Source organism: Cupriavidus sp. 96C5-1 (assembly GCF_057798855.1).
This window is the reverse complement of the sequence record NZ_JBYOJU010000053.1, coordinates 1-25,477: the sequence shown is the minus strand read 5'-3', so window position 1 is coordinate 25,477 and position 25,477 is coordinate 1. Positions and strand designations below refer to the sequence as shown.

The following is a 25,477-nucleotide window of genomic DNA, read 5'->3' as shown; positions in this document are numbered from 1 at the left end:
CTGACCTGATGCAGGTACTGCGTTCGCAATTATCGCGCGCTGACATTTAGAGTGACGACTCCGATCACGATGAAGGCGAAGCCCAGCAGGCGTACGGCATGGGCCGGTTCGTTGAAGTAGAGCATCCCGACCAGCGCGGTAAGCGCCGTGCCGCTACCGGCCCACACGGCATAGGCGAGGCCAACTTCGAGGTGCCTCACCGCCAGGGACATGAGCCAGATTGCCGCGCCATACAACAGGAAAACGGCGACGGACGGAAGCAGGCGGGTGAATCCGTCTGCGAAGCGCAGCGCGATTGTGCCTGCAACCTCCGCGACGACACTGGCTGCGATGAGCAACCACGGGAAGACCTGTGAGTTCATGGCGCACCGTCTCAAGTTGCGCGCTTGTACCGAGCGCGATCATGAGATTGGGAGCGGTACCCCAGGGAAGCAAACATCTTATCTCATGCGGGCCTGCCGTCCTCAGTCTCTTATGAGACGGCGCTTTCGCACGACCACGATCGGCGCCTTGGGATCGCTCTGGGAGCGCTTGCTCGCCAGATGGCCAGGGTCGTCCAACTGGACGGGCGTGATCGCGTGCTTGTAGATCGCGTGCATGCCGCCAGGTGTGTTCAGTAGCACAACTAGTCTGTCGAACGACTTAATCTTGCCAAGCAACCTCGCACCGGATACGAGATAGACCTGCACACGCCTTCGTTCCTTGCGCGCGGTGTTTAGGAGCCAGTCCCGGGGACCAACGGCGACATGTTGCATTTGATGCTGGTGCTTAACGAAAAAAAGTCGCCGTCCAGGGAGGGGGTGGCGACTTAAAGGAACGTCGACCGAGCCGGGGAGCCTAGCGACGAGTCCAGCATAGACGATTTGATGCGATCTTTTTTCCGCCTTTCGTGGGGATTAATTTTCTGCGTAATTTCTATATTGGTAGCGCAAAAAGAGATGCCAATATTTCGAGTTGGACTTGCGAAGCGGGTATGAGCGAGACGGCGGTACTGTCGGCTGGAGCACAGCGTTGGGCGCCGCCCGTCCCAATGACTAGAGTCTGAAAGCGGGGTTCCAGTTTCGGTTTTGCGTCTTGTAAATGAGGCCAAGGGCTCCCGTTGTGTCGGTATAAAACAACTCCAATTGATTCTCTAGAGGCTGAAATTTCACTCCCAAGGCACTACCTGGTTGTGCGGCACCTCCAGCCGTGAGAGGAACGAGCGGCTTCCAAGTGCCATTTTGTGCCTTCCAAAGCAAATTGACCGCACCGTTTGTGCCGATGGTAAAGACTTCAAGCTGGTTATTGGGTGGGTAAAACGACGCAACTACCTCCTTTCCCGGAACGCCAGCTTGCGGCGGACTGATGCCAACAGGCGGATTCCAAGCACGGTTCTGCGCTTTCCAAACGACGTTTACCTTCCCCGCATTATCCACAAAAAAGGCTTCGAGTTGATTGTTTGGCGGGTAGAACTGCAGAGTGATTCTTGCGCCGGCAGGCGTGATATTGCCGGGCGAAATACCGACCGGTGGGTTCCATGCCCCATTATTAACCTTCCAGGCGACACGGATACCTCCATCATTTGCTGCAAACAGCGCTTCAAGCTGGTTGTTAAGCGGATAGAATGCTGCACTAATACCGCCGCCTGACGGAGCTAGGTTTGGCGCGCTAATCTTTGCCGGTGGCTTCCATTGCCCGTTCTGAGCTTTCCAAAGAACACTCAGAGCTCCATCTACCCCAACATACAAAACCTCAAGTTGATTGTTCAGTGGATAATAAACGGCACTTAGGTCGCCTCCGGCGCGCAACGTGTTGGGTGGAGTGAGGCGGATCGGCTCGGACCAAGCGCCATTATTGGCCTTGTAGGATACGTAAATGGCTCCATCATTTCCTGCATAAAACGCTTCCAATTGGTTTCTCAACGGGTAGTTAACAACAGAAATATAAGCATTACGCGGAAGAAAATTTTGCGCAGATAGAAATACCGGTCCTTTCCAAACTGAATTGTTTATTTTCCAAACGAGGCCCAGCGCACCCGTGGGACTTACAAAAAGTGTCTCTAGCTGCTTACTATCCCCAGAAATATAAGATGCCATTGAAGGCCCAGCGCCGGGAACGGGTGCAGGCCCCTTACCGTACAAAATGTTGGCGCCGATCCTATCAAGGTCGCTGAGTTGCCCGTTACCATTCCAATTAGGATTGCAGTAATTCATGACCGAAGCAGTGTCGTATGGCGTGACGTTGAAATCAGGATCTGTACCCTGGTGGGCCAAGGTACAGTTGAACCTATCCGAACGGTTGTGTTCATGGGCTATGCCAAGGGCATGACCAAACTCATGTACCGCAATAGCCTCGATGCAGAACTGGGTTCTTGGTTGACAAAAGGCGCTACTGAACGTGTTGAATGTGAAGTTAAGTTGCATACCGTTGGCCTTGCCGTCAAGGTGGTTCCCCAAGCCCTCGGTGTGTGGGTTATTGTCAATGATCTGTATGCGTATACCTCTGGAATTGGCGGCGCATTGTCCCCATCCAGTAAAACGGACGGCAGAGGCTGTTTCCCACGTGCGTTGCACGGCCTGCTGCACCCAGCCGCGCTGCTGTCCATCATTGCCGGGGTTTTCCCAGCAGACCGGGATCTGGTCTGAAGGCCAAACGCTTTGTCGTTGAATGCTGAGCGGTTCCCGCGCAGTTCCTATTGTTTCCGCGCGAGAATTTGCCGCCACCGTGAATAGCCAAAAGACAAAAACTAGGGCAGTTTTTAGTTGGTGACTCATGATATTCTCCAGTCGCGCCCCGGTAGTCGGAGTAGCCGAGCAGTCTCGGAGCGTCGGACGTGCTCGGCTGTGACCTAAGACGCCCAGGAGTAGGCCTAGTTATGGGCTGTTCAACTCGCTCCGCATAAATCTAAGCGACAAAGGCAGCCTGTCAAATTAGATATAATTTACATCAGATGTTATGGATTTGAATTTCGTGTCAATGATGAAACTTTTGGCGTGAGACGGAAAGCCTAAATGCCATCTCCCGAGCGCGCCAAGTAAGTGTATGCGCGGCTACGGCCGGACCAATCAAGTGAATGATTTATCGTTAAGACTTCCGTGGAAGACGTCGCCTGAGATAATGAACGCGATGGCGCTCGCTGCAGCTTCGCCAATAAGTACGATCTGAGGTGCGGAGGTGCATGCAGTAGCTGTTGCGAATAGCATAGTCGGCTCCACCTGTGCGAGAGGTGGATCCTCGCGGCACGTCTTGCCCGCTTAGTCGGGCTGCATGCGCAGCTCCAGCGCTTTCGCCTCCTGCCGACGCTCACGATCCTCTTGCTCAGCAATGACGCGCAAGGTGGCCTCCTTGAGCAGGGACCCGTCAGTTAGCGTGGCGGCGAACGATCTCAATTCCTCGAGCGAAATGCGAACCGGGCGGCTATCTGGCTCCATGTCGATTTTGCTTGAGGGCGAAAGAAGACTATTGGCCGCAACGCAATGCCTTGCAAGCGCTGTGGCCGTAATGGTGCGCAAATTGCACAAATTGTGCGCATGCGAGATTTTTTTGCTGCGGGCCGGCCGTCCTCACTCTCGTATGAGACGGCGCTTTCGCACGATAACGACCGGCACCTTGGGATTGCTACCGGAGCTCTTGTTCGCCAGAAGGCCAGGGTCGTCCCACTGGACGGACGTGATGGAGCGTTTTTCGATTGTGTGCATACCGCCAGTTGTCTTCAAGCAGGACAACTAAGTGGTCGAACGACTTGACCGTACCAACCAACCTGACGCCGGATACCAGACAAACCTGAACAAGTCTTCGCTCTTTGCGCGCGGCATTGAGGAGCCAATTCTGGGGACCGAGTGCGACATGTTGCATTTGGATCTGTACCGACTAACGAAAAAAATCGCCGTCCAGGGAGGGGCCGGCGACTTAAAGGAGTGTCGACCGAGCTGGGGGGCCTAGCGACGAATCTAGCATAGACGATTTGGCGAGATATCTATTCCAGCTTTGGAGGGGACTAATACAATGCGCCAACCATATATTTCTGGCGCAAAAGAGACGGAAGCCGTTTGCTTTTGGCAGAGCAATACTCATCGCAGAAAAGGAAGAGCCCGCCGAAGCGGGCCTTCCAGGACTCTACGACGACGCTCACAAAGTCGCGAAGTTCGATTACGAGTACGAGCGAACTAGACGGGTTTTCAGCGGCCAGGGGCGGAAAGCAAGGATCCAGATGCAGATCAATGGGCCGACTAGGGGGAGCAGCGCTATCAAGGCATAGTACCCGCTAAAGCGAGCGGCTATGAAGACTTTTCTGAACGGGAGGAACCACGATGCTTCGAAAAGAAGTAATCCTAAAAGATAAATCATCACAGCTGCATTTCCCGCATCTTGTTGATATTGCGAAAAGGACGGGTGTAGGCGCAGGGAGTTGACCTACACCCGCGAAAACGGCAACACCGAAGGGTTTATCCTGTTGCCGCCCGGAAGTTTGCCGCATCGCAGCAGTCTCCATACCCCTATTAAGTGGCGGGCACCGATCGGAGGGGTACGTGCGCACAGCAGCACTTTTCGCGTCTACCCTCGAAAGGAAAAGGCCTGCCGAAGTGGACCTGGGACCTACATGACGAAGGGCTTCGTCGCATCGCGAGTAACCAATCGCCCGTGACGACACAACATTGAACTCAGATTATCTAGTACGCGCACTGGCTGTCGTAACAGCGCAGCCTTTTACATCGTCGTCACAAAGACCGGTACTGTAAGCAGGAATGGTCGCCTAATCTAAAAGTGCCGCAGGACCATGTGGCACCTTCTACGTCCACCGTGGCGTATGGGTGGAGTCGGTAGCCGGAAGCTGGAAGCCTCCCGCTGGTGGTACCCGTCGCCGCCTGATATCTCCTGGCATCACCACGGCCCGCTTCGGCGGGCCGTGTTCTTTCCAGAGCGTGAGCTTGTTGACGATTCCCACGACGAGCCAATTCCGACGTCACGCTCACCACGCAATGCCCCAAATCCTCCCTGGCCTAACGCCTTCTGGATCTTCTGAACCGTCTTTTTCTGGCCGAGCGAGTACACATCCCAGATCGTAGCGGGAATCCAGCTGATCAGCGTGCTATCCAAAAACCGCACCGCCGCTCACAGCGTTGTGAAGCTCTAGATATTGATTCGGTACCGTATAGGCGCGAGCCTGCCTAGCCACTTGTCCGTTGGAGAGTCTGCTCCTGAGAGTTATTTTCCCCCGCTAACGTTGGGAGCGGTATCAGGTGGCTTTTCGTTACAGTGTTAGCTGTATGGAGCACTGAATGGCTATCGCAAGAATGGCCGAAACCACAGGGAGGAACTCATGAGGCTAAGACACCTCGTCGGCGCCGCTATGGCGGCTGCCGCGCTTTCGGCATGCGGAGGCGATGATACGAACGGCACGTCGCAAGGTAATCCATCAGCGGGTGGCAATCCGCCATCCGGCGGCGGTGCGCAAACACAATTGAGTACAGCAGACAAGATCAAAGCGCTTGAGCAAGCAGGAAAGCTACCAACGCTGGATCGCTCGTCGGATGTCAAAGGTCCTGATTTGAATGCGAACGGGATACGAGATGACATCGATGTCTGGATCGAGAAGCAGGGTCTCGGCAACGCTGAAAAGAAGGCGGTACAACAACTCTCCCGCGGACTTCAGGTGGCGCTCCTGGTCGACCTAACCAATCCGACTGCCATACGGGATGCGGCGGCAGCGAACAATCTCGCTGTCAAGTGTGTGATCACCCGCAGCCCGGACGCCGGGAGTGGATACAGGACCGTTACCGATCTGGAAAAGATCACGGCTAACACCAAGTCACGTGTTAAGGCGTACCTGGCCTACAACGCCACGCTGGACGGCACCGTTTCAAAATCCCCGGAAGGAGACGGCTGTGCAGAATAGATGCAAGTTTTCCCGCAAGCTGGTGGCATCGTTGCTGGCACTCTTTGTCTCGATGCCGTTACAGGGGTACGCGCAGACCTCCAATACAGACTTATGCGCGCCGAGCGGATATGTCCTTGGCTTCTTCAACGGTGTCTGGAATACTCGTTTGCAGGCAGAAGCCGGCCGGGAGGTGCTCGCCCGAACCGTAGGCCCTAAGTATAAGAACGAGGCGATCGAACCCGAACTCTTCTACAACACCTCTGGCACTGAGCCCAGCCGAAAATGGGTCAGCGGCTGGGAGGACATAGCGGAAGTATTCGATCAACGTTCTGCCGAAATGGACGGTATTCTGGGCACACGCTGGGAACTGTTCTGGGAAGTGTTGGGTGGAGATCAATCACTTTGGGATACGTTATCGGGTACCATATCGAGCGTTGAGGCTTTGAAGGCCGCTCTTATTCAAGTGATGCAGGCTAGGGCGGTCGCAACCCTCAGCGGCCTAGCCAGTAGCCCCCCCACAGCCGGTGATTATGCAATCCATGAGACACGGATCAAGGCATTGGCCACCGAGCGCAAGAAACTCCTCTTCGTAGCGCACTCCCAGGGCAATTTCTTCGTGAACAATGCCTACCAAGTGGCGCTTGGGCAGGTGAAGTCCAATAACGTCAAAGTTGTCCATATCGCACCAGCCTCAGGTACGTTGAATGGCCCTCATACGCTAGCCGCTATCGATCTAGTGATCAACGGCCTGCGCTTAACGCCTGGCAGCACGATTCCTGGGATCAATAGCTTCATTCCGCCAGCCCTTATTAAGGATTGGTCCGGGCACAAACTAGTCGAGACCTACCTCGATAGATCTCGTACTGCGCACGGCATGGTCCGCGAACAAATGCTGGCGGCTCTTGATGGCCTTGAAACGCCGGCCACGACCGGGAGTTCAGGTTTCTTCACCGTCACACTTACATGGGATGGCCCGGGAGACGTGGATCTGCACTCCTTCGAGCCAAATGGTTCGCATGTCTTCTACTCAGCGAGAGCCGGCACCGCGGGGTTCCTCGACGTGGACAACGTAGTGGCGAATGGTCCGGAGCACTACTATGCGAGCTGCGATGCATCTAAGCTGCTTACCGGCAAATATCGCTTTGGCATCAACAACTACGCTCGCGCGGCAGGAAGAACTGCCACGGTGCAGATCGCGAGTGCAGCCAACGGGGAGCTTCTGACAAAGGTGCTTGGCGTTGGCCCGGTGCTTGGTTCCGGTGGGAACAGCTCACCAATCCCCGTGTTTGAAGTCGTGATTAGCAAAGACCTAGCCGGGAAATACTCCATCGCTGCAAACTAGTACCAGCGCGGGGCCGCAATCCGGCCCCGCTGGTGGACCCGTGCACGAACGTCATGGTCGGCGCCCATCTATATTATATAGACGGAAGATCGGGCGCTACGGCAACTCGTGGCTGGCCGTCGGCGCCTATCACTCGGAGACGCCGGCGAACCGGGATGCCCATTGGCCGAAGATTAAGGCCACGGTGGAGAGCTGGACTGGGGCGGCGCGTTGAGCGGCACCGGCTGGACTTGGCCAGGTAGCGCTTGGGCGCGGGCTACGCCGGCTCGGGATGGAAAACGCGGATGCGCGGCGCGATCTTGTCCTTTAGCTCGCGTGTGACCATGCGCATGTCGTACTCGCTCTGGAGATTGGTCCAGTACCGCGGCTCCATCGCAAAAAAGAGCCCTAGGCGCAGAGCGGTGTCGGCGGTGATGGGCCGCGTGCCATGCACGATCTCGCTTATGCGGCTTGGGGGCACGTCAATATCAGCCGCAAGCCTTCGAGCCGTGATGCCCATCGGCCTCATAAACTCTTCCAGCAGAATCTCGCCTGGATGAATCTCATCTAGCAGTTCAGCCACGGTGATCTCCTTTTCAGTGATAGTCCACGATCTCGACCTGGTGCGCACCGTCCTCGAGCCAAACGAAACATACACGCCATTGATTGTTAATGCGGATGCTGTGCTGGCCTTTGCGATCTCCTTTTAGCGCTTCCAGTTGGTTGCCGGGCGGAATCCTAAGGCTGGCCAACTCGGAGGCCGCATGCAGCTGCAGGAGCTTGCGGCGGGCAACCCGTTCGATGTTCTTGAAGCGCCGCACGGCGCGGCTTTGGAACAGAGCGGCGGTGTCAATGCATGCGAACGTTCGGATCATTGCTTATGATGTTCTGTAAAACAGAATCTGTCAAGTGGAATTCTTGCCAGCGAAAAGCTGGCCTGGAAAGTGTCGTTTGCGTCTCAGTTGATCCGCTGCGCTAGACGGCCGGGTACTCGCCGGACGGCTGGATCTCGAACGGCTGTCCATCGGCGGCTCCCGTCTCCAGTAGCGCGCGAGCTTCACAGGCCCTGCGCAGATGAGGGTATCTCGCCGAGATCGCGTCAAGGATGCGAAGGCGCAAAGCCTTCCGCGCTTCCCCGATGCCAATGTGCCAACGATAGAGGTCGATCTCATACTCGAACACCCGCATCCTCCGCGCCAGCGCTTCTACCGCGGCCTCGGCGTCCGATAGCAAATATGATCGGCCGACGAGCAGTTCCTCCATCTCGACCTGGGGTACCTCGATGACGGTCTGCTGCGAAATTTCCATGATGAGAGCGCGCTTGCGCTCGAGCGTAGGAGCAACTTTGGCCGCCCGCTCACGGGAGGTCGCCTTGGCCCGGGCGAATGCACTGGATTCCTTGACCGCCAGGACTCGGTAGCGCCAATAGATGAGTGAGGGGCGGCCCGCATCCGTGAGACGGAAGGCATCATCGGCATCGCCAAGTAGTCTCTGGATGAGTGACTTGTTCCAGCCGCGCTCTATTAATTGGGCGACCGTAAAGTACCGATCAGCAGGGGGCGGTGGGGGGAGTAGCGATGACATGGGGATAGTTCCTTTCCGGATCGGAATGCGCGGAAGCGGCCAATTTCTTGCTGCAAACTGGCCGCACTTGGATGATTTCACTAGAAAAATCAGTGACTTGCGAGAGCCGGTTTTGCCCGCCGTGGGCAAAAACCGCGTCGGCTAGGTTGGGGAGGACGTCGATTTTTGTGCCCCCCAGAGGTAGAAGCCATTGGCGTTCGCCATGAGCGCATTCGGCACGGTCCGGATGATATGGGTCGCAAACCGCTTGCGGATCGCCCCTTCGAAGAGCGTTAGCGCCCCGCCGGTCAGGACGACGTTGTCGTAGTTGCCTGCCTTTAACCGCATAGCAAACTGATCAACCACTTCATTAGCGAGTTCCCGCGCCTTCGCGTGAAACAGGCGCATATCCACTTCGCCCAAGCCGGTGAGCGTGAGGCTATCCCGCTGCAGTGCCAATTCAGCAGTAGGGTAGTCGACGTGTATCCCGAGCGCCTTCGTCATCGTGCGGGACAGGGTGAGAATGATCGAGGACATGCCACCAGGTAGCGCATCGGATTGGTCGTAGATCGGCTTGGCGCCGCGTGCGGAATACCAGTCGAAGGTCCGCGCGCCTGGATCGATCACGAGGTTGAAGCGGTCACTGGCGATGTGGCTTGAGTTGCCGGTGCTCTTCGCCCACGAGAGGAGGCTGCCAACCGGTCGAGGGACGACTTCGACAATCTCGACCATGACGTCCACTTCTCTGCCGTAGGTACTTTGGAGTGCCGTTGGAACTGGCACACTAAGCGGCTTTCCCTCGTAGGCCTCACGCAGGGCGGCGCGCCGGAATACAAAGTTCGAAACCGGTAATCCCAATACCAAGCTTCCGATCGTCCGCCGTACCACCCCCGTTCTCCGAAAGACATAGTGCAAGGCGCCGATCACTTGAGCCCGATACTGTGGCAGGCAACAGTAGTCGTCCGCGACAAGCGGCTCCTGCGTGTGCAGGTGCGTGTCGGGCCCGACCAGGTAGTGAGTTCCGTCCACTCGAACGCGCACTTCATCAAGACTGGTAGCGGAATGATCGAGCTTGTACTGGTCAGACGCCTTTTCCGTTCCCTCGCACTTGACCCGTGCCGGATAGATTAGATCGCCGCCTGCCTAGACAGCCTTTAGATTGCCGTAGCCAACGTCGAGACCGAGAACGAAACGGGGAGAGTTCTGATTGAGCATGGTTTTTCTTCCTAGAAGATGTGCTTGTCGAATATAAAGTCATCGACCACCGGCGCAACTGTCGATTGCGCCATTGGAACGCCCAGCATTTGCCTCTGCTCCAGGATCGCGTAGGCCTGGATGAGTAGCGATTTGGCGTACTGCGCCCGCTCTCGTCGGCCCTTACCTTTGGGAAATTCGAGGAGACGAAAGAAGAGCGGACCGTCCTCGGGAGAGACCGACATCTCGACGCAAATGTTTGATTGTTTTCGCATGAGTCTGGCAGTTCGTATTTATCTCCGAACTGATCCTTGCTAATGGCATAAATGGGATTGGAATTGCAAGCGAATTTGGTTTCGGCGCACCCGAAGTTTCGTTGTATAAATATTGGGCGGCGCGGATCGCGATGCGCCCCATTAACCTTGGAGGAAATCGCATGGCTGTTCATCAACTTTATGAGTCGTTCGGCGACAGGCAACGGCGGGCGGACGAGGTTGTACCCTTCGCGTACGGCGAGGCAACTGTGCGTTCCATGCTCGATAAGGATGGCCAGGCATGATTCGCGGCGCTAGACGTCTGCAATGTGCTCGGCTACGCCAATGCTCACGCCGCAATTGCCAGTCATTGCGACACGGAAGACGGATCCCTCGTGAAACGCGAGGTGTCTACATCGACCGGTCTCAAACCGGTGAATTTCATTGACGAAGGAAACCTCTACAACCTGATCTTTGCCAGCAAGCTACCTGCCGCCAAGGCCTCTCGCCGCTGGGTAACGCGTGAGGTGTTGCCTGCCCTGCGGACCCGCGGTGTCTACACGCTCAACGAGGCACAGCCGGTGGCGCCACTGACTTTCCCGCAGGAGCTGCTGCAGGACGCCTACGTGGCCGTAGGGAAGATGCCGCATGCCCTCGGGTTGGCACAGGCCGAGGTGCGCAGTCTCAGGCTCGACTGTCTCGCGAAGGACATGGAGATCCAAGCGCTGCTGGGAGCGGCCCAAAGCCAAGGTGCGATGGTCGCCGCAAAGCTCGCGCTCCTGCACCACGCGGCCGTGTTGCATTCGCAAGGACGCTCGTATGCGGAGATTGCCTATGTCCTGAGAATCGAAACTGAGCAAGCTCAGAATCTGGTGATCACTTGGACGACTCTTTCGAAGTTCGACCTCGTGCCGGCGCTGGAAGCATCGGCGTACTCTTCCCTACGGTGACATGCGATTTCTCTCGATAGCGGAACGAATCGCTGCCGTGCGGGCCGTGCGGCCGGCGTCGGGCGTCTCCGGCGCCAGGCCCCCGGGCGGGCGAGGTGTTGCCGGTAAGCCCGGTGCTCGGCGTGGCGGGGACGATGCGGACACCGGTACCGCAGGCAGGGACTTCACCACCGACGGCGGCCACGAACCGCCTTGGACGACCGCGCCCGGGCCGACTGGCCATGGTGGGCAGTTCGATGGCGGTGGGGCGAGCGGCGACTGGGATGACTAACGGCACCAAAAACGCAGGACTTGCTATGGCAAGCGGAAAGAGGGGCGAAAGCCCGACCAACACGATCAAGGCGGTGGTGGCGCTCTGCACCGTGCTTGCCGTCGTCATCCTGGCGGTCATATTGCTTTGGCCCGAGCTTGCCGAAAAGCTAGCAGCGATCGCATTGCTGTTGGTTGGGCTTCTGGCCGCGCTGTTCTTTGAGCTGCACGATGGGAGGATTGCGGTGTGCCGCCGCAGCGGACGCGCGGATCCGCCCGTCGACCCCTGACCTTGGAATACCAGTGTGATCACAATCGACTACGCCGCGATCGCCGAGCGATCCGGCCTGCCGCCGTCCTTCATCGACGCCTTCAAGCTGCTCGCCGGCCAGCACCTCAAGAAGATCCGCAGCCCCGCCCGGTTGAGCGACAAGCCGGTCTCGTTCGAGACCCAGTATCGGCGTGTCGTCAATCTGCTAGCGGCATTCCGCGAATTACGGGAAGACGGCTATCGCTTAACCAGCCCCTGGAACCTCAAGCTGAAGCACATCGAGCACCTTGTGCGCAAGTGGGTGCTGGAGCTGAAGCAGGCCCCAGGGACGGTGGAGAACAAGCTGACGTACCTGCGCACGATTGCCGCCTGGATGGGCAAGCACAACCTGGTCGGCAAGCTTGACGACTATGTCGAACGTCCTGATGACTACCGGCGCACCGACTTCGCCGAAGTTGAAAAGACGTGGGATGCGAGTGAGGTGGACGTGGATGGCCTGCTGCGGAAGATCGAGCAATCCGACCGGCATGTCGCAATGCAGCTGAGGCTTCAGGCTGCCTTCGGTCTTCGGAAGAAGGAGTCCTTCCTGCTCAAGCCGCATCGACTGACAACGCGCGGGAAACTGCGCGTGGACGACGGAACGAAGGCAAATCGGCCCCGCGAGGTGCAGATTGAGTTCGAAGCACAGTACAAGCTGCTCGTTGACGCATGTCGGCTTGCCAATAGCATAGGCGGGACGACGATTCCAATCGAGTACAGCCTGGACCAATGGCGCAATCACTATGACTATGTCTTGAGAGTCCATAGGGTGACAAAGCGCGAGCTGCAGATCACCTCGCACGGATTGCGGCACCAGTACCTCAATGGCCTGTACCACCGGGTGACCGGGGAACGTTCGGCGATCCAGGGGGGAACGAAGCCCTCGGACGCCATGCACCGTGAGGGGATGCGGCGGGTTGTCGAGGCCGCGGGCCATTCCAGGGAATCCAAGAGTAACGCTTACCTGGGCAAGCATACGCCGGCGCGCCGGCAGCCGCCGTCACGCGATGCGGTCAGGGCTGCGTTCGATAGCTGCGGTCAGGAGAAGAAGGCGGCAGCGGCCAGGCTGGGGATCTCACGGCAGGCGCTGTACCGCATCCTGGCGAAGTCACCGAGCCATCAATAACCTCATGGCGACTGATCGTCGCCGACCAACCTGGAGAAGGACATGCACGAGAACCGCGAATACACGGATGGGGAGCTTGCCGAAATCCTGGCAAAAGGTATCGGCGTTGAGGCGTTGGAGAGCTGGCCGCTGGCGTCCTTGCCGGAATATGTCATTGGCGTTGCCAGGGCCGAGGCAGCCCGTGAAGGCGGCGACGACTTTGGGCAATTGGACGATGCGCTTCGCCCGCGGCGCGCGCTGCGGACTCAGTGGGGCATGCTGGCGGTCGATCATTATCGTGACTGTGACGGGCACACCGTGGCGATCCTTGGCTATCTCAAAGCCGACCCCTATCTGGAGTTGCCTCACTTGAGGAAAGAGGGGGAGACGGTCGGGATCTATCTGAGCGACCTGATCAGCGATGAACTCGTGACGTCGGTTGATCAGAGCCTTTTTAACGATGGGCTCGACGGGGCGGAAAACGACGATACGGGACAGGTCTTCTGTCTGATCGGTATCGACGAACCGGGCGATCCACTGCCGTTCGGCGAGCTTGGGAAGGCGCTCGGCCGTTGGCTCGAGGAGGCAGGGATAGAGCGACTGGCGGAGGCCTGCCAGAAGCCGGACTACCTGCGCAAGATTGATTGGTCCTCTGGCTTGCCAATTTCGCAGCTGCTAGCCCATTGATCTGTAACAAGCGATCGCGCTACCTCAACGCGGGGACCTTGATATGCCGAGAACGCAATTCATGCCGGCGGTGACGACCTTGGTCCCGCTTTCTGTCGCGGCGACCCTTGGTGCCGTCATCTCGCATCTAGTCCATGCGATCTGGCCAGAACGGGCAGCCCACGTCGAGTCGGTGCTTCGTGAGCACCTCCCCGGGAAGAGGCAGGGACCGCCGACGTTCTAAAGGAGCTTCGGCGGGTAGGGCGGTCAGAACTTATGCCGTAAGCCTGCGGTGACGCCAAGGCGGCTGCCGTGGCCGTACATTGGGGTGGCGAAATTTGTCTGCCCACCCAACGTGCGCCACGCGTCAGAGAGTGTGGTGTAGTCGGCTTCCAGATATACGTCGGTACGCTTGCTCAACGTGTAGTCGAGCATTAGGGCACCAGTGAAGCGGTTGCCCGCATCTGTGCCATGCTTGAGGCGGTCGTACGTGCCCATTGCGATGAGCGACCAGGCAGGCGTAAAGGCATACTTGATGCCCGTATAGATCGCGTTGTTGCGATAGTCCGCGGCGCCGACCTTGCTATTAGTGTAGCCGAGGTAGAGCGTGGCGGGGCCAGCGCTGTAAGCGCCACCGACGGTCCAAACCTTCTGGTTGCTGTTCGGCACCGCCACGCCATAGTAGGAGGTGATATCCCGCATGACCTGGTAGCCACCGGCGATCATGAAGGGGCCCGCTGCGTAGCTCAGGCTGGCGCCGTCGGAAGACGATTTGGCGATGCTGCCGGCAACTTCGCCGAAGGCATGCTGTGCGGCCACGCTTAGGCTGCCAAAAGTACCCGTATACTTGAGCATATTGTCCTGGCGCACTCCACCGGTATACGGACCGCCCTGGAAGCCTACAATAGCGAGACTGGCCAGCGCCATGGCGTCGTAGCTGGCCATGACCTCGTGGATGACCGTGAACTGTCGACCCAGGGTGACGGCGCCGAAGTCGCCCTGCAATCCGATGTAGGCCTTGCGGCCGAACAGCCGACCGCCTTGCTGGCTCACCCCGGTATCCGGTGCAAATCCGGATTCGAGGACAAAGAGGGCCTTGGTCCCGCTGCCGATGGTTTCGCTGCCGTGAATGCCCCAGCGACTGCCCGTCAGCACGCCATCGCCCATCTGCAGCTTACCGTCGCCAGTGGCATTCTCGTTGGTGGTATAGCGAATCGTATTATCGAGAAGCCCGTACAGCGTGAGATTGGATTGTGCCATTGTCGGCATTGCAATCACGCTACCCGTTACAAGTAGTGCCGTTAATTTGTAGTTCAAGATTTTCCTCCATCTCAAAAATATGCGAAAACACAAATAAAAGGCGTGAGTCTGGCCATGGGTAATGGAAATTCCATTTCCCTGCTCTGATAAACACACCGATTTTTCTTGAACCTGACTCGCCGGTTCAAAAGAAAACTACCAAGTGCCTGGAATCAGGCGGACTACGCATTTCCCTCGCGTAAGGTCAGCCGAGTCAGCCGATTGCAACGTTTCGACAGGTGCCGGAATCCCTCCTGGACGGTTCCGCCAAAGATGCCGACGCGAGGCAGTCTGCAAGGCAGACAAGCAGGGAGTCGATATCGTCGAATCGCTCCGCGCCGCGTACCTGCGGCGCATCGAGCATGGTGAAGACCCGCTTGCCCCACTGCAGGCCCAGGGCCATCTCGGACAGGGTGCCGAGCCCGCCCCCCACCGCGACCAGACACAGGGATGCACGCGCGATCAAGGCGTTGCGCGTGATACCCATGCCTGTCGGCAAGGCTACGGTGAGGAACGCATTGGCGGCCGTGGCGTCGTCCTCCGGCAGCAATCCGATGGCGATGCCCCCTGCTTCCACACAGCCGCGGGCAGCGGCCTCCATCACCCCGCCCTTGCCGCCACAGAGCAGCGGTATGCCACTCCTGGCCAGCGCGTAGCCGAGGACTCGCGCAGCATTGAGCTGCTGCACCGTGGCCTCGCGCGGCCCGATCACGCCAACCGGCATGGTGTGCCGCGCCGGCCCGGTCTGCCGGTTGGCCATGCACTCCAGCGCCAGGAGGGCAGCGCCGGACAATCCGGTACTAGCGTCGGCGGACAAGGCATTCTCCAAGTGCAAGCACGCAGGTGCACAACGCTGTCAGCAGCAGGGACAGGGCGGCGGCCTGCGGGAAGTCGGTCTGTCCGTCGGAGAGCTTCAGATAGATCAGCAACGGCAGAATATTGATTTGCGTTCCAGCGAGCGCGAGCGCGGTGCCATAGGTGCCGAGCGCAATGGCGGTAACGAGGCACCAGGCAGCGGCGATCGATGGCCAAAGCTCCCGCAGCGCGATATCGATCAAGGCGCGTTGCGGCGACGCGCCGAGGGTGAGCGCGGCTTCGATCGGGCGCCGGTCCAGATTGGCAATCGCCGGGTACAGCATGAGCGCGACGCGCGGAATCAGGTAGTAGGCATAGGCCGCTACCAGCCCTGCGGTGGTATAGATCAGTGTACCGACCGCGGCTGGATCAGCACCTGCGAGCGCCAGTACGTTCGTCACGAAGCCGGCGCGTCCAAAGGCGAGGATGAAGCCATAGGCGATCACCAGCCCGGAGAAGGCCAGCGGCACGCCAAGCAATGCCAGAAGCCAGCGGCGCCGCGCGGCCGGCTGCCCCGCCAGCATCGCTGCCAGCGGCAAGCCCACCGCGATCGATACGGTGCCCGCTGCCAGCGCCAGCAGCAGCGAGTTGCCGAACGCACTGGCGACGAGCGGGTCCTGCGCCAGCGCCATGAGGCCGACGCCGCCGCCCTCGCCGCTCGACGCCACCAGCGCGGCGAGCGGCAGGAGGAAGAAGAACGCCAGCAGCAAGGCGGCCGGGACCGCGCCAAAGCGGCGTATGAGGCCGCAGTTCATGGAAGAAGCATGCATCGCTTCACCTTACTTGGCGAGGGCCGCCTGTGCCCACAAGCGATCCACCTCGGCCTTCTTCGCCGCGGCCTTCACCACGTCGAGCGGATGCACTTGCGGTGCATCGGGCATCTTCGCCCGGATATCGGCAGGCAGCGGTACACCGGGTACGGCTGGACGGACATAGCCCTGCGCGAACAAGGTCTGGCCGACATGGCTCATAATCAGATTCAACCAGAGCTTGGCCGCATTCGGGTTAGGCCCGCTCTTTACCAGGCTGATCGCATACGGCGCCGAGACGCTCGCTTCCTTGGGAATCACCACTTCGACGGCATCGCCCATGCCGTCGGTATGCTTGGCCTTGAGGCCGTCATTCTCGTAGCCGATCAGGATCGGGATCTCACCCTTGACGAACTTCGCATAGGGCGTGGTTCCCTCGATGCGCATCACGTTGCCCGCCTCGCGGAGCTTGCCGAAGAATTCAGCGCCGGGCGTCGGGTTATCGACATTGCCGCCGAAGGCATAGGCCGCAGCGAAAACCGCAACCTGCCCCTGCCCGGTCGAGCGCGGATCCAGATAAACCACCGCATTGCGATACTCCGGCTTGAGCAGATCGGCCCAACCGCGCGGCACTTCCTTCACCAGTTTCTTGTTGACCAGGAAGGCGATGTTCAAGGAATGCACCGTGAACCAGCGGCCGTCCTGCTCGCGGAATACCGGCGGCAGCTTGTCGAAATTTTGCGGCTTGAATGGCGCAACGACATCCTTGTTTACGGCGTCGAGCGCGGAGGCCGCAAAGTAGTACGCGGTGTCGGCCTGCGGACGGCGGCGGGCCTTGTCGAGCGCCACCACGGTGGCCGCTGAGCCGATGTCGTTGTAGGTCAGCTCGACCTTCGGATAGCGCTTCTTGAACTCGGCGAAGAGAGACTTCCAGTTGGCCCACTCGGGCCCGGTATCGAAGGATACGACCAGCCCTTCATCGGCGGCCTTCGCGTAGAGCGCCTCCTCGCCCGGATAGAGCGCCTCCGCGGGGGCGGCGTGGGCAGCCGGCGCGGCGATTAGCGTCGCCAGCGCGCAAACAAGTCCAACAGCCTTGAGGATTCGCGACGGGGGGCGGTGATTTTCAACGGTAAGCATTGTGATACTCCAGAAAACAAGGTGAGTTATTGGGGGTCATACGCGCGATGCCGGCAGCACGCGCAAATGCTCGGGCGCGATGGCGATGCGATGCGTGGCAAGCTGTCGCCCTTCGCACAGCAACGGCTGCGACGCGCCATGGGGAAGGAAGTCATAGCGGCACGTCGCGCCAAAGTAGCGCACATCGCCCCGATCGCCGCTCAAGCGGTTCAGCGTGCCTTCGGGGGGATCCGGTTGCACATGCTCGGGGCGGACCAGCACGTCAACCTCGTCCCCCGAACGAAAAGCGCCGGTCTCGGCAAACAGCACAGCAAAGGAGATATCCACGGAGCCCGACGCGACGACGCGCCCCGGCATCACGCTGGAATGCCCGACGAAGCGCGCCACCTGTGCCGAAGCCGGCCGCTCGTACAGGCGCTGCGGCGTGTCCACTTGCAAGACGCGGCCGTCATCGACCACCGCCACGCGGTCAGCGATACTCAAGGCCTCGTCCTGATCGTGGGTGACTAACAGCGTGGTGGCATTGCAGGCCCGCTGCAATGTGCGGATCTGGTCGCGCAGTTGCTGGCGGATGCCTGCGTCGAGCGCGGCAAGCGGTTCGTCGAGCAGCAAGACCTGTGGTGCGAACACGAGCGCGCGGGCCAGCGCCACGCGCTGTTGCTGCCCGCCAGACAGCGAGGCGGGATGCCTTTCGGCATGCTCGGCCAGACCGACGCGCTCCAGCATCTCGAGCGCGCGCGCACGGCGCGCAGCATAGCCGACGCCGCGCATGCGCAGGCTGTAGGCCACGTTGTCTATCACGCTCAGGTGCGGGAAGATGGCGTACTGCTGAAACACCATACCGACCTCGCGACGCCAGATCGGCACGCCCAGCATATCCTTGCCATTGATGGCTATGCGCCCGCGATAGCCATTCAGCAGCCCTGCGGTAAGGCGCAGCAGGGTCGACTTGCCGGAGCCGCTTCGACCCATCACGGCCAGCAACTCCCCTTGCGCGACAGACAGCGTTACGGTGTCGAGGCCACGCTGCGCGCCAGCGTATGCAAAGCTCACGTTTGCGAATTCGAGACTCATGGTTCCCTCTATTTCAATCGTTGAACCGTATTGACCGATATCAGCGTCGCGAGGATCGCCAGTCCGAGCAGCACGACGGTGGCGGCGCAGGCCATGCCCGTGGCACCGTAAAAGGCCTGCAGCAACACCACGGGATAGTTGCGGTAGCGAAAGCCGGCGATCAGGTTGGAGACCTGGAACTCGCCGATCGACAGCGCGGACACCATGACCAGCCCCGAGAAGAGGCTATGCCTGAGATTGGGCAGAACGACCGTGAAGAACTGCTTCATCGGCGTTGCGCCCAGCGTTGCCGCACAGGCCTCGAGACGGGCGAGATCGAGATGGCGCAGATCGCTGAGAAGCGTCTGCACCAGATACGGCAGCGTCAGCACAGCATGCGCGGCAATCAGCAGTGGCAGCGATCCGAGCCAGGGCAGCGTATCGCTGCTGAATACGAGGATGTAGCCGAAACCAAGGGTTAGCGCGGGAACCGCTACCGGCAGCAGCGTGATGAGCCGCGTTGCCGTGCCGCGGCCGGCCAACGAGCGATGATGCAGCGCGTACGCGAGCGGCAGTCCGACTGCGGCGTTGGCGCAGCAGCAGGCCAGCGCAACGATCAGGCTCACGCCAAAGGCCTGCCGGAAGTTCGTGTTCCCGGCCAGCTCCATGAACCAGCGACCGGTGATGCCGCTCGGCAGCAGCGTGTTGGTCCAGATCTCTCCCAAGGCCCCGATCAGCAATAGCGCGATCGGCAAGCACAGATAAATCGAGAAGAGCGCAAAGACGAGAATGAGCGAATAGCGCCACACGGATACGTTTCCAGCCCGATCGAGCCGAGGCGGAACGTCGGACCGCATGGCCGGCGCGGTGGGAGTATGCATGGCGCATTCCTTCTATGGAAAGACCGCAACAGGCATGGCGCCTGATCGACTGCGGCACGGGACTTGGAAGTTGACGCATTGTTCCAATACGACATGACGTGGTCATGAAGAGGACGTACAAAAGGCGCACGCATCTATGCGCATTTGGAACAGCCCGACAGAAGACACAGATGAAACACCTGTATCCCAGCATGATCGAATTGCTTGCCTTCACGAGTTCGGCAAAGCACCTGAGCTTTTCACGGGCGGCACGTGAACTGGGCCTCACACCCAGTGCAGTCAGCCGACAGATGGCTAATCTTGAGACCTACCTGGGCGTTCAGCTTTTCGTTCGCGATGGCCGCCATCTCGCGCTCACGCGGTCCGGCAATCTGTACCTCGCGCGCATCGCCGAGCCGATGCGCGATATCGGCGGCGCGTCACTCGAACTATTCGCGTCCCGGGTGGAGAGCGATCTGCTGACGATCGCCAGCGTACCGACCTTCACCACGAAGTGCTTGATTCCCCGCCTGCCGGGCTTTCTCTCTACCACGCCTGGCGTCACCATCAGCTTTTGTCGCCACCTTGCCCACGGCGATCCCTTCCCGCTGGATCTGGACGCGGCGATCCGCTACGGAAACGGCAACTGGGAGGGAGTGGTCAGCGACTACATCGGCGGGCGCACCTTCGTGGTAGTGTGCGCGCCGGACTTTCGGGACCGGCATCTCCTGCGCCACCCACAGGATGCGGCGCGCCTGCCCCGCCTCCTGCATGGGCAGGCGGAGGACGTCTGGCGCGAGTGGGCCGAGCACTATGGCGTGCGGAACATGTGCGCGCTAGCGGGACCTCGCTTCGAGCAATATTCGGTCTTGATCCAGGCAGCGCAGGCGGGCCTCGGGCTAGCGCTTATCCCCGCATTGCTGGTAGGCGACAACCTGGCGGCCGGATCGCTGATCGAACCACTGGCGGCGCCCATTGATGTGGAACATGGGCACTATCTCTGCTATTTCCCTGAACGTATCGAAACGCGGCCCCACTTGAAACGCTTTCGCGATTGGCTGCTGTCTCAGGCGACCGAGTGCTGACCATCGTGTGCCGGTGCGGTCATGTGGGGATGCGGGGAACTTACGATTACCGGCTAGTTTGCAGTGGCAATGTTCGTTAGATTTGTCTGCGGAACTGATTGGCCGGCAAGTGCGGACCATGATCGTGGTCATGCCTGAGGAGACCAAGCGCAGTGCCTACCTCGGCCGGCACGCGTCTAAGCAGCGGAAGCCGGTTATCGAGAATAGTCTGCACGGCATTGAAACGCGTGGGCAGGAGAAGAAGGCCGCAGCGGAGGTCCGAACGAAAGACATGGCCGCTGGAAGCTATCAATGCAAGCTTGGCAAGCTATAGTAGCCGCGGCCGCCATGGCTGTCCCTCTCGCCGCCGGCGCCGCAGCCGCAGACATACGCGGGCTGGACGCGGACGCCAATGGGATCCGCGATGACGTCGATGCCTGGATTGCCGGGGAGCGCTTCTCGGGGCCGCAGCGTCTTGCTGAACAGCAGCTCGCGCGTGCGCCTGAGGCAACGCTCCTGCTGGATCCGGGGAATGCTCGCGCGGTGCGGGATGCGGCCGGTGGCGGTATCTCTCAAGATTCGCTCTAGCTAGCGCGAAGGCGGAGCCCTGCCGGGTCAGGCGTCGAGTCCCGCCTCGTCCAGGTCCGCGAACAGGATCGTGCCGGTCTCCGATTCGGTGACGAACAATTTGCGCCCCTGGAATGCCAGATTGGTCGTGGTAGCGCCCGCCGGGCTGGCCAGGATGGCTTCCGGCTCGCCGCGCTTGCCGAGCACCCACACGCAACCCAGGCTGGCGTGGGCAACGAACAGGCGGTCGCGGCCATCGATGGCCATGCCGTCGGGGCCACTGGTGCCATAGAAGGTGAAGAACTGCCCCACCTTGGACACGCTGCCATCCGCCTGCAATGGCACGCGCCAGATGCAGTTGCCACGGGTGGCGGCCACGAACAGCACTTTTTCGTCGCAGGACAGCGCCAGCCCGTTGGGACTCGGCACATTGCCAAGCAGCAGATCGAGCCGCCCGCCAGCGCGCAGCCGGTAGACGCGGCCGGTGGGATCGTGCAGGCCGGTCTGGCCCTGGTCGGTAAAATACAGGTCGCCGTTGCGGGCGATCACCAGGTCGTTTACGCCCTTGAACTGCTCGGCATTGCGGCGGCCCAGCAGGGTGCTCACTTCCCCCGTATCCACCTGCACGCGCAATAGCCCGTTGCGGTAGTCGGCCACCACCAGCTCGCGCTCGCCGAGGAACTTCATACCGTTGGGCTCGCCGTTGTACTCAGCGACTAGCGACCACGCCCCGGCCGGTGAAATGCGAAAGATACGGCCGAATGGGATGTCGGTCACATAGAGGTTGCCGGCGGCGTCGAACACTGGCCCCTCCAGGAAGCTGTCGATACAGGCCCCGCCCTTGTTGGCGTCGGCCCATTCGGAATGTACGCCGGTCTTGCGGAAATGCATGGGCATGGCCGAGAAAACCTGCAGGGGAACCTCCCGGGGCACCGTTCTGAAGTACATGGTCGTTCCTTTTTCTCTCTGAGACGCGCTGGAGGTGCTGGAGGTAGCGGTGGCTGCCCCGGCCCATGCCAGCATTCGGCCTACTCCGCTTTCACATCGGCGGATTTTGCCACCTGGCTCCACAGCGCGGTGTCGTCCTTGATGCGCCGGGCGAAATCCGCCGGGGCAATCCCGCCCGGCTGCGCGCCCATGCTGGTCAATCGTTCCTTTACCTCGGGACTGTTCACGCTCTTCTGCACTTCCACCTGTAACTTTGTCACCAGCGCCGGTGGCGTGCCCCTGGGCGCGGCCAGCCCGAACCAGTTGACGACCTTGTAGCCCTTCAGTCCGGCTTCGGCAAAGGTCGGCACATCCGGTAGCGCAGGCACGCGCGCGCCCCCGGTGACCGCCAGCGCGCGGGCCTTGCCGCCCTTGATCTGCGGCACCGCGGTCGGCGTGGCCGTGATCAGGATATCCACGTTATTGCCGATCAGGCCCATCAGCGCATCGCCGGCGCCCTTGTACGGGATATGGGTGAGCGTGACTCCAGCGTCTTTCTTGAACACCTCGGCGGACAGGTGCGTCGAGCTGCCAGCGCCGCCGGAGCCGAAATTGAGCTTGCCCGGATTCTGGCGGGCAAATGTGATCAGCTCCTGCAGGGTTTTGAAGCGGGAACCCGTTGGCACGATCAGGATCACCGGCGTCTGTGCAATCGTGGTGACAGGTACCAGATCGCTGTTGTAGTCCCAGGGCAGCGTCTTGAACAGCGACGGCAGCATGGTGTAGGTGGTGTCGTTGGCCAGCAGCGTATAGCCATCGGGCGCGGAACGCGCCACCTGCAGCGTGCCGATGGTGCCGCTGGCACCGGGCTTGTTCTCCACGAAAAAGGACTTGCCCATGCTCTCAGTAAGCTTCTGCGCCACTTGGCGGGCAACGAAATCAGTGGTACCGCCGGCCGTGTACGGTACCACGATGCGCACTGGCTTTTCGGGCCAATCCTCTGCAAGGGCCGGGAGGCTGGTGCTCGCCAGGGCGATGACTAGGCAAAGCTTCTGAAACATGACTATCTCCTTCTGTTATTTCGGCGCCCGTTTCTGTTTACAGCTTTTTTGAGGCAATGAGCCCGGAAAAATGGCGATCAACGGACGTTGGCTTGCATCCACTGCTGCAACCAACTAGCGATATCTAGATTGTTCTTCTCCAGCATCATCATGTGGCCGTTACCTTTGATGCCGAGATTTTCCAGGCGCCAGAACGTAATTGTCGCGCCGGCTTGCGTCAGGTATTTCGCGGTGCAATGATCATAGACCGCGTGATAGGACGCTTCGCCCACGGCGATCAGGATCGGGATGCCGGCCAAGTTGGGTAGTTGTCGTGCAGGCTCACGCTGGCGAAAGCACCTTGCCAAGTTTGGCGAGTCTGGCTGCTCTTCCTGCTCTAGTGCAAGGTTGCCTGCCAGTCCGACTGGTGGGTCGTAGTTCAGAGGGATATCGGTTGGTCCCCACGGGCGAGCCTTCTGCTCGTTGGATACCGCGTTCTGTGCTGGCGGACCGAGTGGTTCGACTGCGACAATGCCTCTGACCGCTTGCGGTCGCGCGTCGGCAATTAGCCAGCCAAAGGCTCCAGCCTGCGAATGGGTGAGCAAGATCGCGGGCCCGATGCGGTCAAGCAACGCTGCCCCTGCGGCCTGTACACGCCGCTGCGTCTCTGCATTGCTCGCCAGATATTCCACCTGGGTCGCGTAGAAGGCGTCAAAGACCGGATCGCCGCGCCTGCCGGATCCTGGCCATTGCGTATGTTGTTTGGCCTGCGGCCAGTTCCCTAGCGTAGCGCTGGCGGTGAAGAGTTTCTCGATCGCCGGCACCGGGAAGTTGGCTAGCGCTCCATCCAGGCCTGGATGCCAGGCGGAGCGTCCTCGCGCCGGCTGGTCTACCAAGTAGACGACATACCCCTGCGATAGGAAATAGTCGGCCCATCCAGGCCGGCCATCTGGCGTCTGCAGCCAATTGGTACCTGTCTGCGCCGCACCGTGGAACATCACCAGAGGGTACTTCTGAGTGATGCGCGCAGGCGTCAACTGTTCCACATACATCTGGCCCTGCATGACCTCCTTGCCAGCCTCCCCGGTATACCCGCCACCCATATAGAAATAGCTGCGAATTACCGGCTGGGTAGCCAATACTGAAGGCTGGGATCGACTCGCATTGGCCTGACCATGGCAGAAGCCGAACAACGTCGAAAGCAGTACAAACGCAGATACCGTCGCGCGTCGGAAGCGCGAGAATAGCGTCACCATGAGGTCTCCATCGTATTGTTAAGGGCGGCTACGGTCGAATCTAAGCTATAGCGGATCGCCCAACAATCAATGTAAACCCGGAACGACGTTCTATACTACGGAATCGCGGAGTAATATGTGAAGAAGCAGCGCGTAGCCAAGGGTTGGCCGCAAATCGCAAGTATCTGAAGCTTAAGATCTTTGCGAATCCCGGCCGACCCTCAGCATGCCCTGAGAGTCGCCAGGACTTCGTTCGCATTGTGCCGGGCTCAGCTCTGGACGGCAGATTCTGGTCTTGGGGTACTAAGAACCTGTTTCAAAAAGACCAGCTGGGTACTGTTAACCGCAAGGCGAAGCTGTTAACCTCGTCCGTTGTGACAACAGGATAGAGAGGATGGGCAAGCCGATCATCGACGACGAATTGTGGGCATTGATCGAACCGCTTCTGCCGCCAGCCAAGCCGCGGCGATTCCGGTATCCGGGTCGTATGCCGGTGTCGGACCGGGCCGCATTGACCGGCATCCTGTTTGTGCTGAGAAGCGGCATTCGCTGGAACGAACTACCCATCGAAATGGGCTGCGGCTCCGGGGTCAGTTGCTGGCGGCGGCTGCGCGACTGGCAAAGCGCGGGGGTATGGGATCGCCTGCACGAGATCTTGCTGGCAAAGTTGCGTGCAGCGGACCGCATCGATTTCTCGCGCGTCATCATCGACTCCTCTTCAGTTCGGGCGGTTGGGGCGGGCCAAAAACAGGACCGAACCCCACCGACCGCGCGCGACCCGGTTCCAAGCACCACGTCGCTACCGACGCCAACGGCACGCCGATTGCGGTCATCCTGACCGGCGCGAACCGTAACGATATCACCCAGCTTTTGCCTCTGATCGAAGCGATTCCTGCGATCCGGGGATGTCGAGGCCGTCCCTTGCGCAAGCCAGGTCGGATCTACGCAGACCGCGCATACGACCACGACAAGTATCGTCGACCGCTTCATGCTGCCGGCATCCCGACTTCGATCGCCCGGCGTGGTCAGCCCCACGGTAGTGGACTCGGCAAGATCCGCTGGGTCGTCGAGCGTACTCATGCCTGGTTGCACGCATTCCGTCGTCTGCGCACCCGCTTCGAGCGTCGCGCAGACATTCACGAAGCTCTTCTCAAGCTGGCCTGTTGCCTTATTTGCTGGCGCACCCTTCAGCGTGAAGAGAGTTCATTTTGAAATGAGTTCT

Annotated in this window: 27 protein-coding genes and 2 pseudogenes; 10 read left to right on the top strand and 19 right to left on the bottom strand. The window is 59.9% G+C overall.

The window, feature by feature from the left end; translation table 11 throughout:
* Positions 1 to 29 precede the first annotated feature (29 nt).
* The 5 genes and pseudogenes from AC3FOF_RS37870 to AC3FOF_RS37850 all read right to left on the bottom strand — a co-directional run bounded on the left by AC3FOF_RS37870 (position 30) and on the right by AC3FOF_RS37850 (position 3,834).
* The gene (locus AC3FOF_RS37870) at positions 30 to 362 is read right to left on the bottom strand and encodes a DMT family transporter (protein ID WP_488729536.1); all 333 of its coding nucleotides are present in this window, start codon (positions 360 to 362) and stop codon (positions 30 to 32) included.
* Positions 363 to 572: 210 nt separating this feature from the next.
* Positions 573 to 755 (bottom strand): annotated as a pseudogene (hfq, locus tag AC3FOF_RS37865) (RNA chaperone Hfq); the annotation flags it as partial.
* A 279-nt stretch (positions 756 to 1,034) separates the two neighbouring features.
* Positions 1,035 to 2,753 carry a M12 family metallopeptidase gene (locus AC3FOF_RS37860; protein ID WP_488729535.1) on the bottom strand — a complete coding sequence of 573 codons (1,719 nt, stop codon included), beginning with the start codon at positions 2,751 to 2,753 and terminating at the stop codon, positions 1,035 to 1,037.
* 480 nt (positions 2,754 to 3,233) lie between these two features.
* A complete protein-coding gene (locus AC3FOF_RS37855; RefSeq protein WP_276265311.1) occupies positions 3,234 to 3,410 on the bottom strand; it encodes a hypothetical protein in 177 nt (58 codons plus the stop codon).
* Between the two features lie 187 nt (positions 3,411 to 3,597).
* A complete protein-coding gene (locus AC3FOF_RS37850) occupies positions 3,598 to 3,834 on the bottom strand; it encodes an RNA chaperone Hfq (RefSeq protein WP_488729534.1) in 237 nt (78 codons plus the stop codon).
* A gap of 1,465 nt (positions 3,835 to 5,299) precedes the next feature.
* Here AC3FOF_RS37850 and AC3FOF_RS37845 point away from each other — a divergent pair.
* Together AC3FOF_RS37845 and AC3FOF_RS37840 are read left to right on the top strand one after the other, a co-directional pair.
* The gene (locus AC3FOF_RS37845) at positions 5,300 to 5,875 is read left to right on the top strand and encodes a hypothetical protein (protein ID WP_488729533.1); all 576 of its coding nucleotides are present in this window, start codon (positions 5,300 to 5,302) and stop codon (positions 5,873 to 5,875) included.
* Positions 5,865 to 7,199 (top strand): DUF2135 domain-containing protein, encoded by a 1,335-nt coding sequence (locus tag AC3FOF_RS37840; RefSeq protein WP_488729532.1) that lies wholly within the window; start codon positions 5,865 to 5,867, stop codon positions 7,197 to 7,199. The genes AC3FOF_RS37845 and AC3FOF_RS37840 overlap by 11 nt, the downstream gene beginning before the upstream one ends.
* 256 nt (positions 7,200 to 7,455) lie before the next feature.
* On the opposite strand, the gene AC3FOF_RS37835 is transcribed toward AC3FOF_RS37840, so the two are convergent.
* From AC3FOF_RS37835 to AC3FOF_RS37815, 5 genes are all read right to left on the bottom strand, one after another.
* Positions 7,456 to 7,761 carry a HigA family addiction module antitoxin gene (locus tag AC3FOF_RS37835; RefSeq protein ID WP_488729531.1) on the bottom strand — a complete coding sequence of 102 codons (306 nt, stop codon included), beginning with the start codon at positions 7,759 to 7,761 and terminating at the stop codon, positions 7,456 to 7,458.
* 13 nt (positions 7,762 to 7,774) lie between these two features.
* A complete protein-coding gene (locus AC3FOF_RS37830; RefSeq protein WP_488729530.1) occupies positions 7,775 to 8,053 on the bottom strand; it encodes a type II toxin-antitoxin system RelE/ParE family toxin in 279 nt (92 codons plus the stop codon).
* Positions 8,054 to 8,153: 100 nt separating this feature from the next.
* Positions 8,154 to 8,762, bottom strand: a complete 609-nt coding sequence (locus AC3FOF_RS37825) for a hypothetical protein (protein WP_488729529.1) — start codon at positions 8,760 to 8,762, stop codon at positions 8,154 to 8,156.
* A 141-nt stretch (positions 8,763 to 8,903) separates the two neighbouring features.
* On the bottom strand, positions 8,904 to 9,869 hold the full coding sequence (locus AC3FOF_RS37820; protein WP_488729568.1) for a ParM/StbA family protein: 966 nt from the start codon (positions 9,867 to 9,869) through the stop codon (positions 8,904 to 8,906).
* Between the two features lie 98 nt (positions 9,870 to 9,967).
* Positions 9,968 to 10,210: a hypothetical protein gene (locus AC3FOF_RS37815; protein ID WP_488729528.1), complete on the bottom strand. Its 243-nt coding sequence runs from the start codon at positions 10,208 to 10,210 to the stop codon at positions 9,968 to 9,970.
* Between the two features lie 296 nt (positions 10,211 to 10,506).
* Here AC3FOF_RS37815 and AC3FOF_RS37810 point away from each other — a divergent pair.
* From AC3FOF_RS37810 to AC3FOF_RS37795, 4 genes and pseudogenes are all read left to right on the top strand, one after another.
* A pseudogene (locus AC3FOF_RS37810) lies at positions 10,507 to 11,139 on the top strand (BRO-N domain-containing protein); the annotation flags it as partial.
* 263 nt (positions 11,140 to 11,402) lie between these two features.
* Entirely contained in the window at positions 11,403 to 11,678 is a 276-nt protein-coding gene (locus AC3FOF_RS37805; RefSeq protein ID WP_488729527.1) for a hypothetical protein, read from the top strand.
* 15 nt (positions 11,679 to 11,693) lie between these two features.
* Positions 11,694 to 12,824 carry an integrase domain-containing protein gene (locus tag AC3FOF_RS37800; protein ID WP_488729526.1) on the top strand — a complete coding sequence of 377 codons (1,131 nt, stop codon included), beginning with the start codon at positions 11,694 to 11,696 and terminating at the stop codon, positions 12,822 to 12,824.
* Positions 12,825 to 12,866: 42 nt separating this feature from the next.
* The gene (locus AC3FOF_RS37795; protein WP_488729525.1) at positions 12,867 to 13,490 is read left to right on the top strand and encodes a hypothetical protein; all 624 of its coding nucleotides are present in this window, start codon (positions 12,867 to 12,869) and stop codon (positions 13,488 to 13,490) included.
* A gap of 246 nt (positions 13,491 to 13,736) precedes the next feature.
* Here AC3FOF_RS37795 and AC3FOF_RS37790 read toward each other — a convergent pair whose 3' ends face one another.
* The 6 genes from AC3FOF_RS37790 to AC3FOF_RS37765 form a co-directional block, all read right to left on the bottom strand.
* Positions 13,737 to 14,786: a porin gene (locus tag AC3FOF_RS37790; protein ID WP_488729524.1), complete on the bottom strand. Its 1,050-nt coding sequence runs from the start codon at positions 14,784 to 14,786 to the stop codon at positions 13,737 to 13,739.
* Positions 14,787 to 14,982: 196 nt separating this feature from the next.
* Complete coding sequence (locus AC3FOF_RS37785) at positions 14,983 to 15,528, bottom strand: SLOG cluster 4 domain-containing protein (protein ID WP_488729567.1); 546 nt, start codon at positions 15,526 to 15,528, stop codon at positions 14,983 to 14,985.
* Positions 15,529 to 15,568: 40 nt separating this feature from the next.
* Positions 15,569 to 16,393 (bottom strand): ABC transporter permease, encoded by an 825-nt coding sequence (locus AC3FOF_RS37780; protein WP_488729523.1) that lies wholly within the window; start codon positions 16,391 to 16,393, stop codon positions 15,569 to 15,571.
* Between the two features lie 9 nt (positions 16,394 to 16,402).
* A complete protein-coding gene (locus tag AC3FOF_RS37775; RefSeq protein WP_488729522.1) occupies positions 16,403 to 17,509 on the bottom strand; it encodes an extracellular solute-binding protein in 1,107 nt (368 codons plus the stop codon).
* Between the two features lie 36 nt (positions 17,510 to 17,545).
* Positions 17,546 to 18,583 (bottom strand): ABC transporter ATP-binding protein, encoded by a 1,038-nt coding sequence (locus AC3FOF_RS37770; protein ID WP_488729521.1) that lies wholly within the window; start codon positions 18,581 to 18,583, stop codon positions 17,546 to 17,548.
* Between the two features lie 8 nt (positions 18,584 to 18,591).
* Positions 18,592 to 19,443: an ABC transporter permease gene (locus tag AC3FOF_RS37765; RefSeq protein WP_488729520.1), complete on the bottom strand. Its 852-nt coding sequence runs from the start codon at positions 19,441 to 19,443 to the stop codon at positions 18,592 to 18,594.
* Positions 19,444 to 19,613: 170 nt separating this feature from the next.
* On the opposite strand from AC3FOF_RS37765, the gene AC3FOF_RS37760 reads away from it, so the two are divergent.
* The 3 genes from AC3FOF_RS37760 (at position 19,614) to AC3FOF_RS37750 (ending at position 21,074) form a co-directional block, all read left to right on the top strand.
* A complete protein-coding gene (locus AC3FOF_RS37760) occupies positions 19,614 to 20,507 on the top strand; it encodes a LysR substrate-binding domain-containing protein (RefSeq protein WP_488729519.1) in 894 nt (297 codons plus the stop codon).
* 118 nt (positions 20,508 to 20,625) lie between these two features.
* Complete coding sequence (locus AC3FOF_RS37755) at positions 20,626 to 20,820, top strand: hypothetical protein (protein WP_488729518.1); 195 nt, start codon at positions 20,626 to 20,628, stop codon at positions 20,818 to 20,820.
* A gap of 14 nt (positions 20,821 to 20,834) precedes the next feature.
* Positions 20,835 to 21,074 carry a hypothetical protein gene (locus AC3FOF_RS37750; protein WP_488729517.1) on the top strand — a complete coding sequence of 80 codons (240 nt, stop codon included), beginning with the start codon at positions 20,835 to 20,837 and terminating at the stop codon, positions 21,072 to 21,074.
* A 27-nt stretch (positions 21,075 to 21,101) separates the two neighbouring features.
* Here AC3FOF_RS37750 and AC3FOF_RS37745 read toward each other — a convergent pair whose 3' ends face one another.
* The 3 genes from AC3FOF_RS37745 to AC3FOF_RS37735 all read right to left on the bottom strand — a co-directional run bounded on the left by AC3FOF_RS37745 (position 21,102) and on the right by AC3FOF_RS37735 (position 24,276).
* Positions 21,102 to 22,001, bottom strand: coding sequence for an SMP-30/gluconolactonase/LRE family protein (locus tag AC3FOF_RS37745; RefSeq protein WP_488729516.1), 900 nt, complete (start codon positions 21,999 to 22,001; stop codon positions 21,102 to 21,104).
* A gap of 80 nt (positions 22,002 to 22,081) precedes the next feature.
* On the bottom strand, positions 22,082 to 23,041 hold the full coding sequence (locus AC3FOF_RS37740; protein ID WP_488729515.1) for a Bug family tripartite tricarboxylate transporter substrate binding protein: 960 nt from the start codon (positions 23,039 to 23,041) through the stop codon (positions 22,082 to 22,084).
* Between the two features lie 77 nt (positions 23,042 to 23,118).
* On the bottom strand, positions 23,119 to 24,276 hold the full coding sequence (locus tag AC3FOF_RS37735; RefSeq protein ID WP_488729514.1) for an alpha/beta hydrolase: 1,158 nt from the start codon (positions 24,274 to 24,276) through the stop codon (positions 23,119 to 23,121).
* A 373-nt stretch (positions 24,277 to 24,649) separates the two neighbouring features.
* Here AC3FOF_RS37735 and AC3FOF_RS37730 point away from each other — a divergent pair.
* Positions 24,650 to 25,467 (top strand): IS5 family transposase gene (locus AC3FOF_RS37730; protein WP_488728592.1). Its coding sequence is split into 2 segments (ribosomal slippage): positions 24,650 to 24,998 and positions 24,998 to 25,467, totalling 819 coding nucleotides; the frame shifts between segments, so codons are not numbered across the junction.
* Positions 25,468 to 25,477 lie beyond the last annotated feature (10 nt).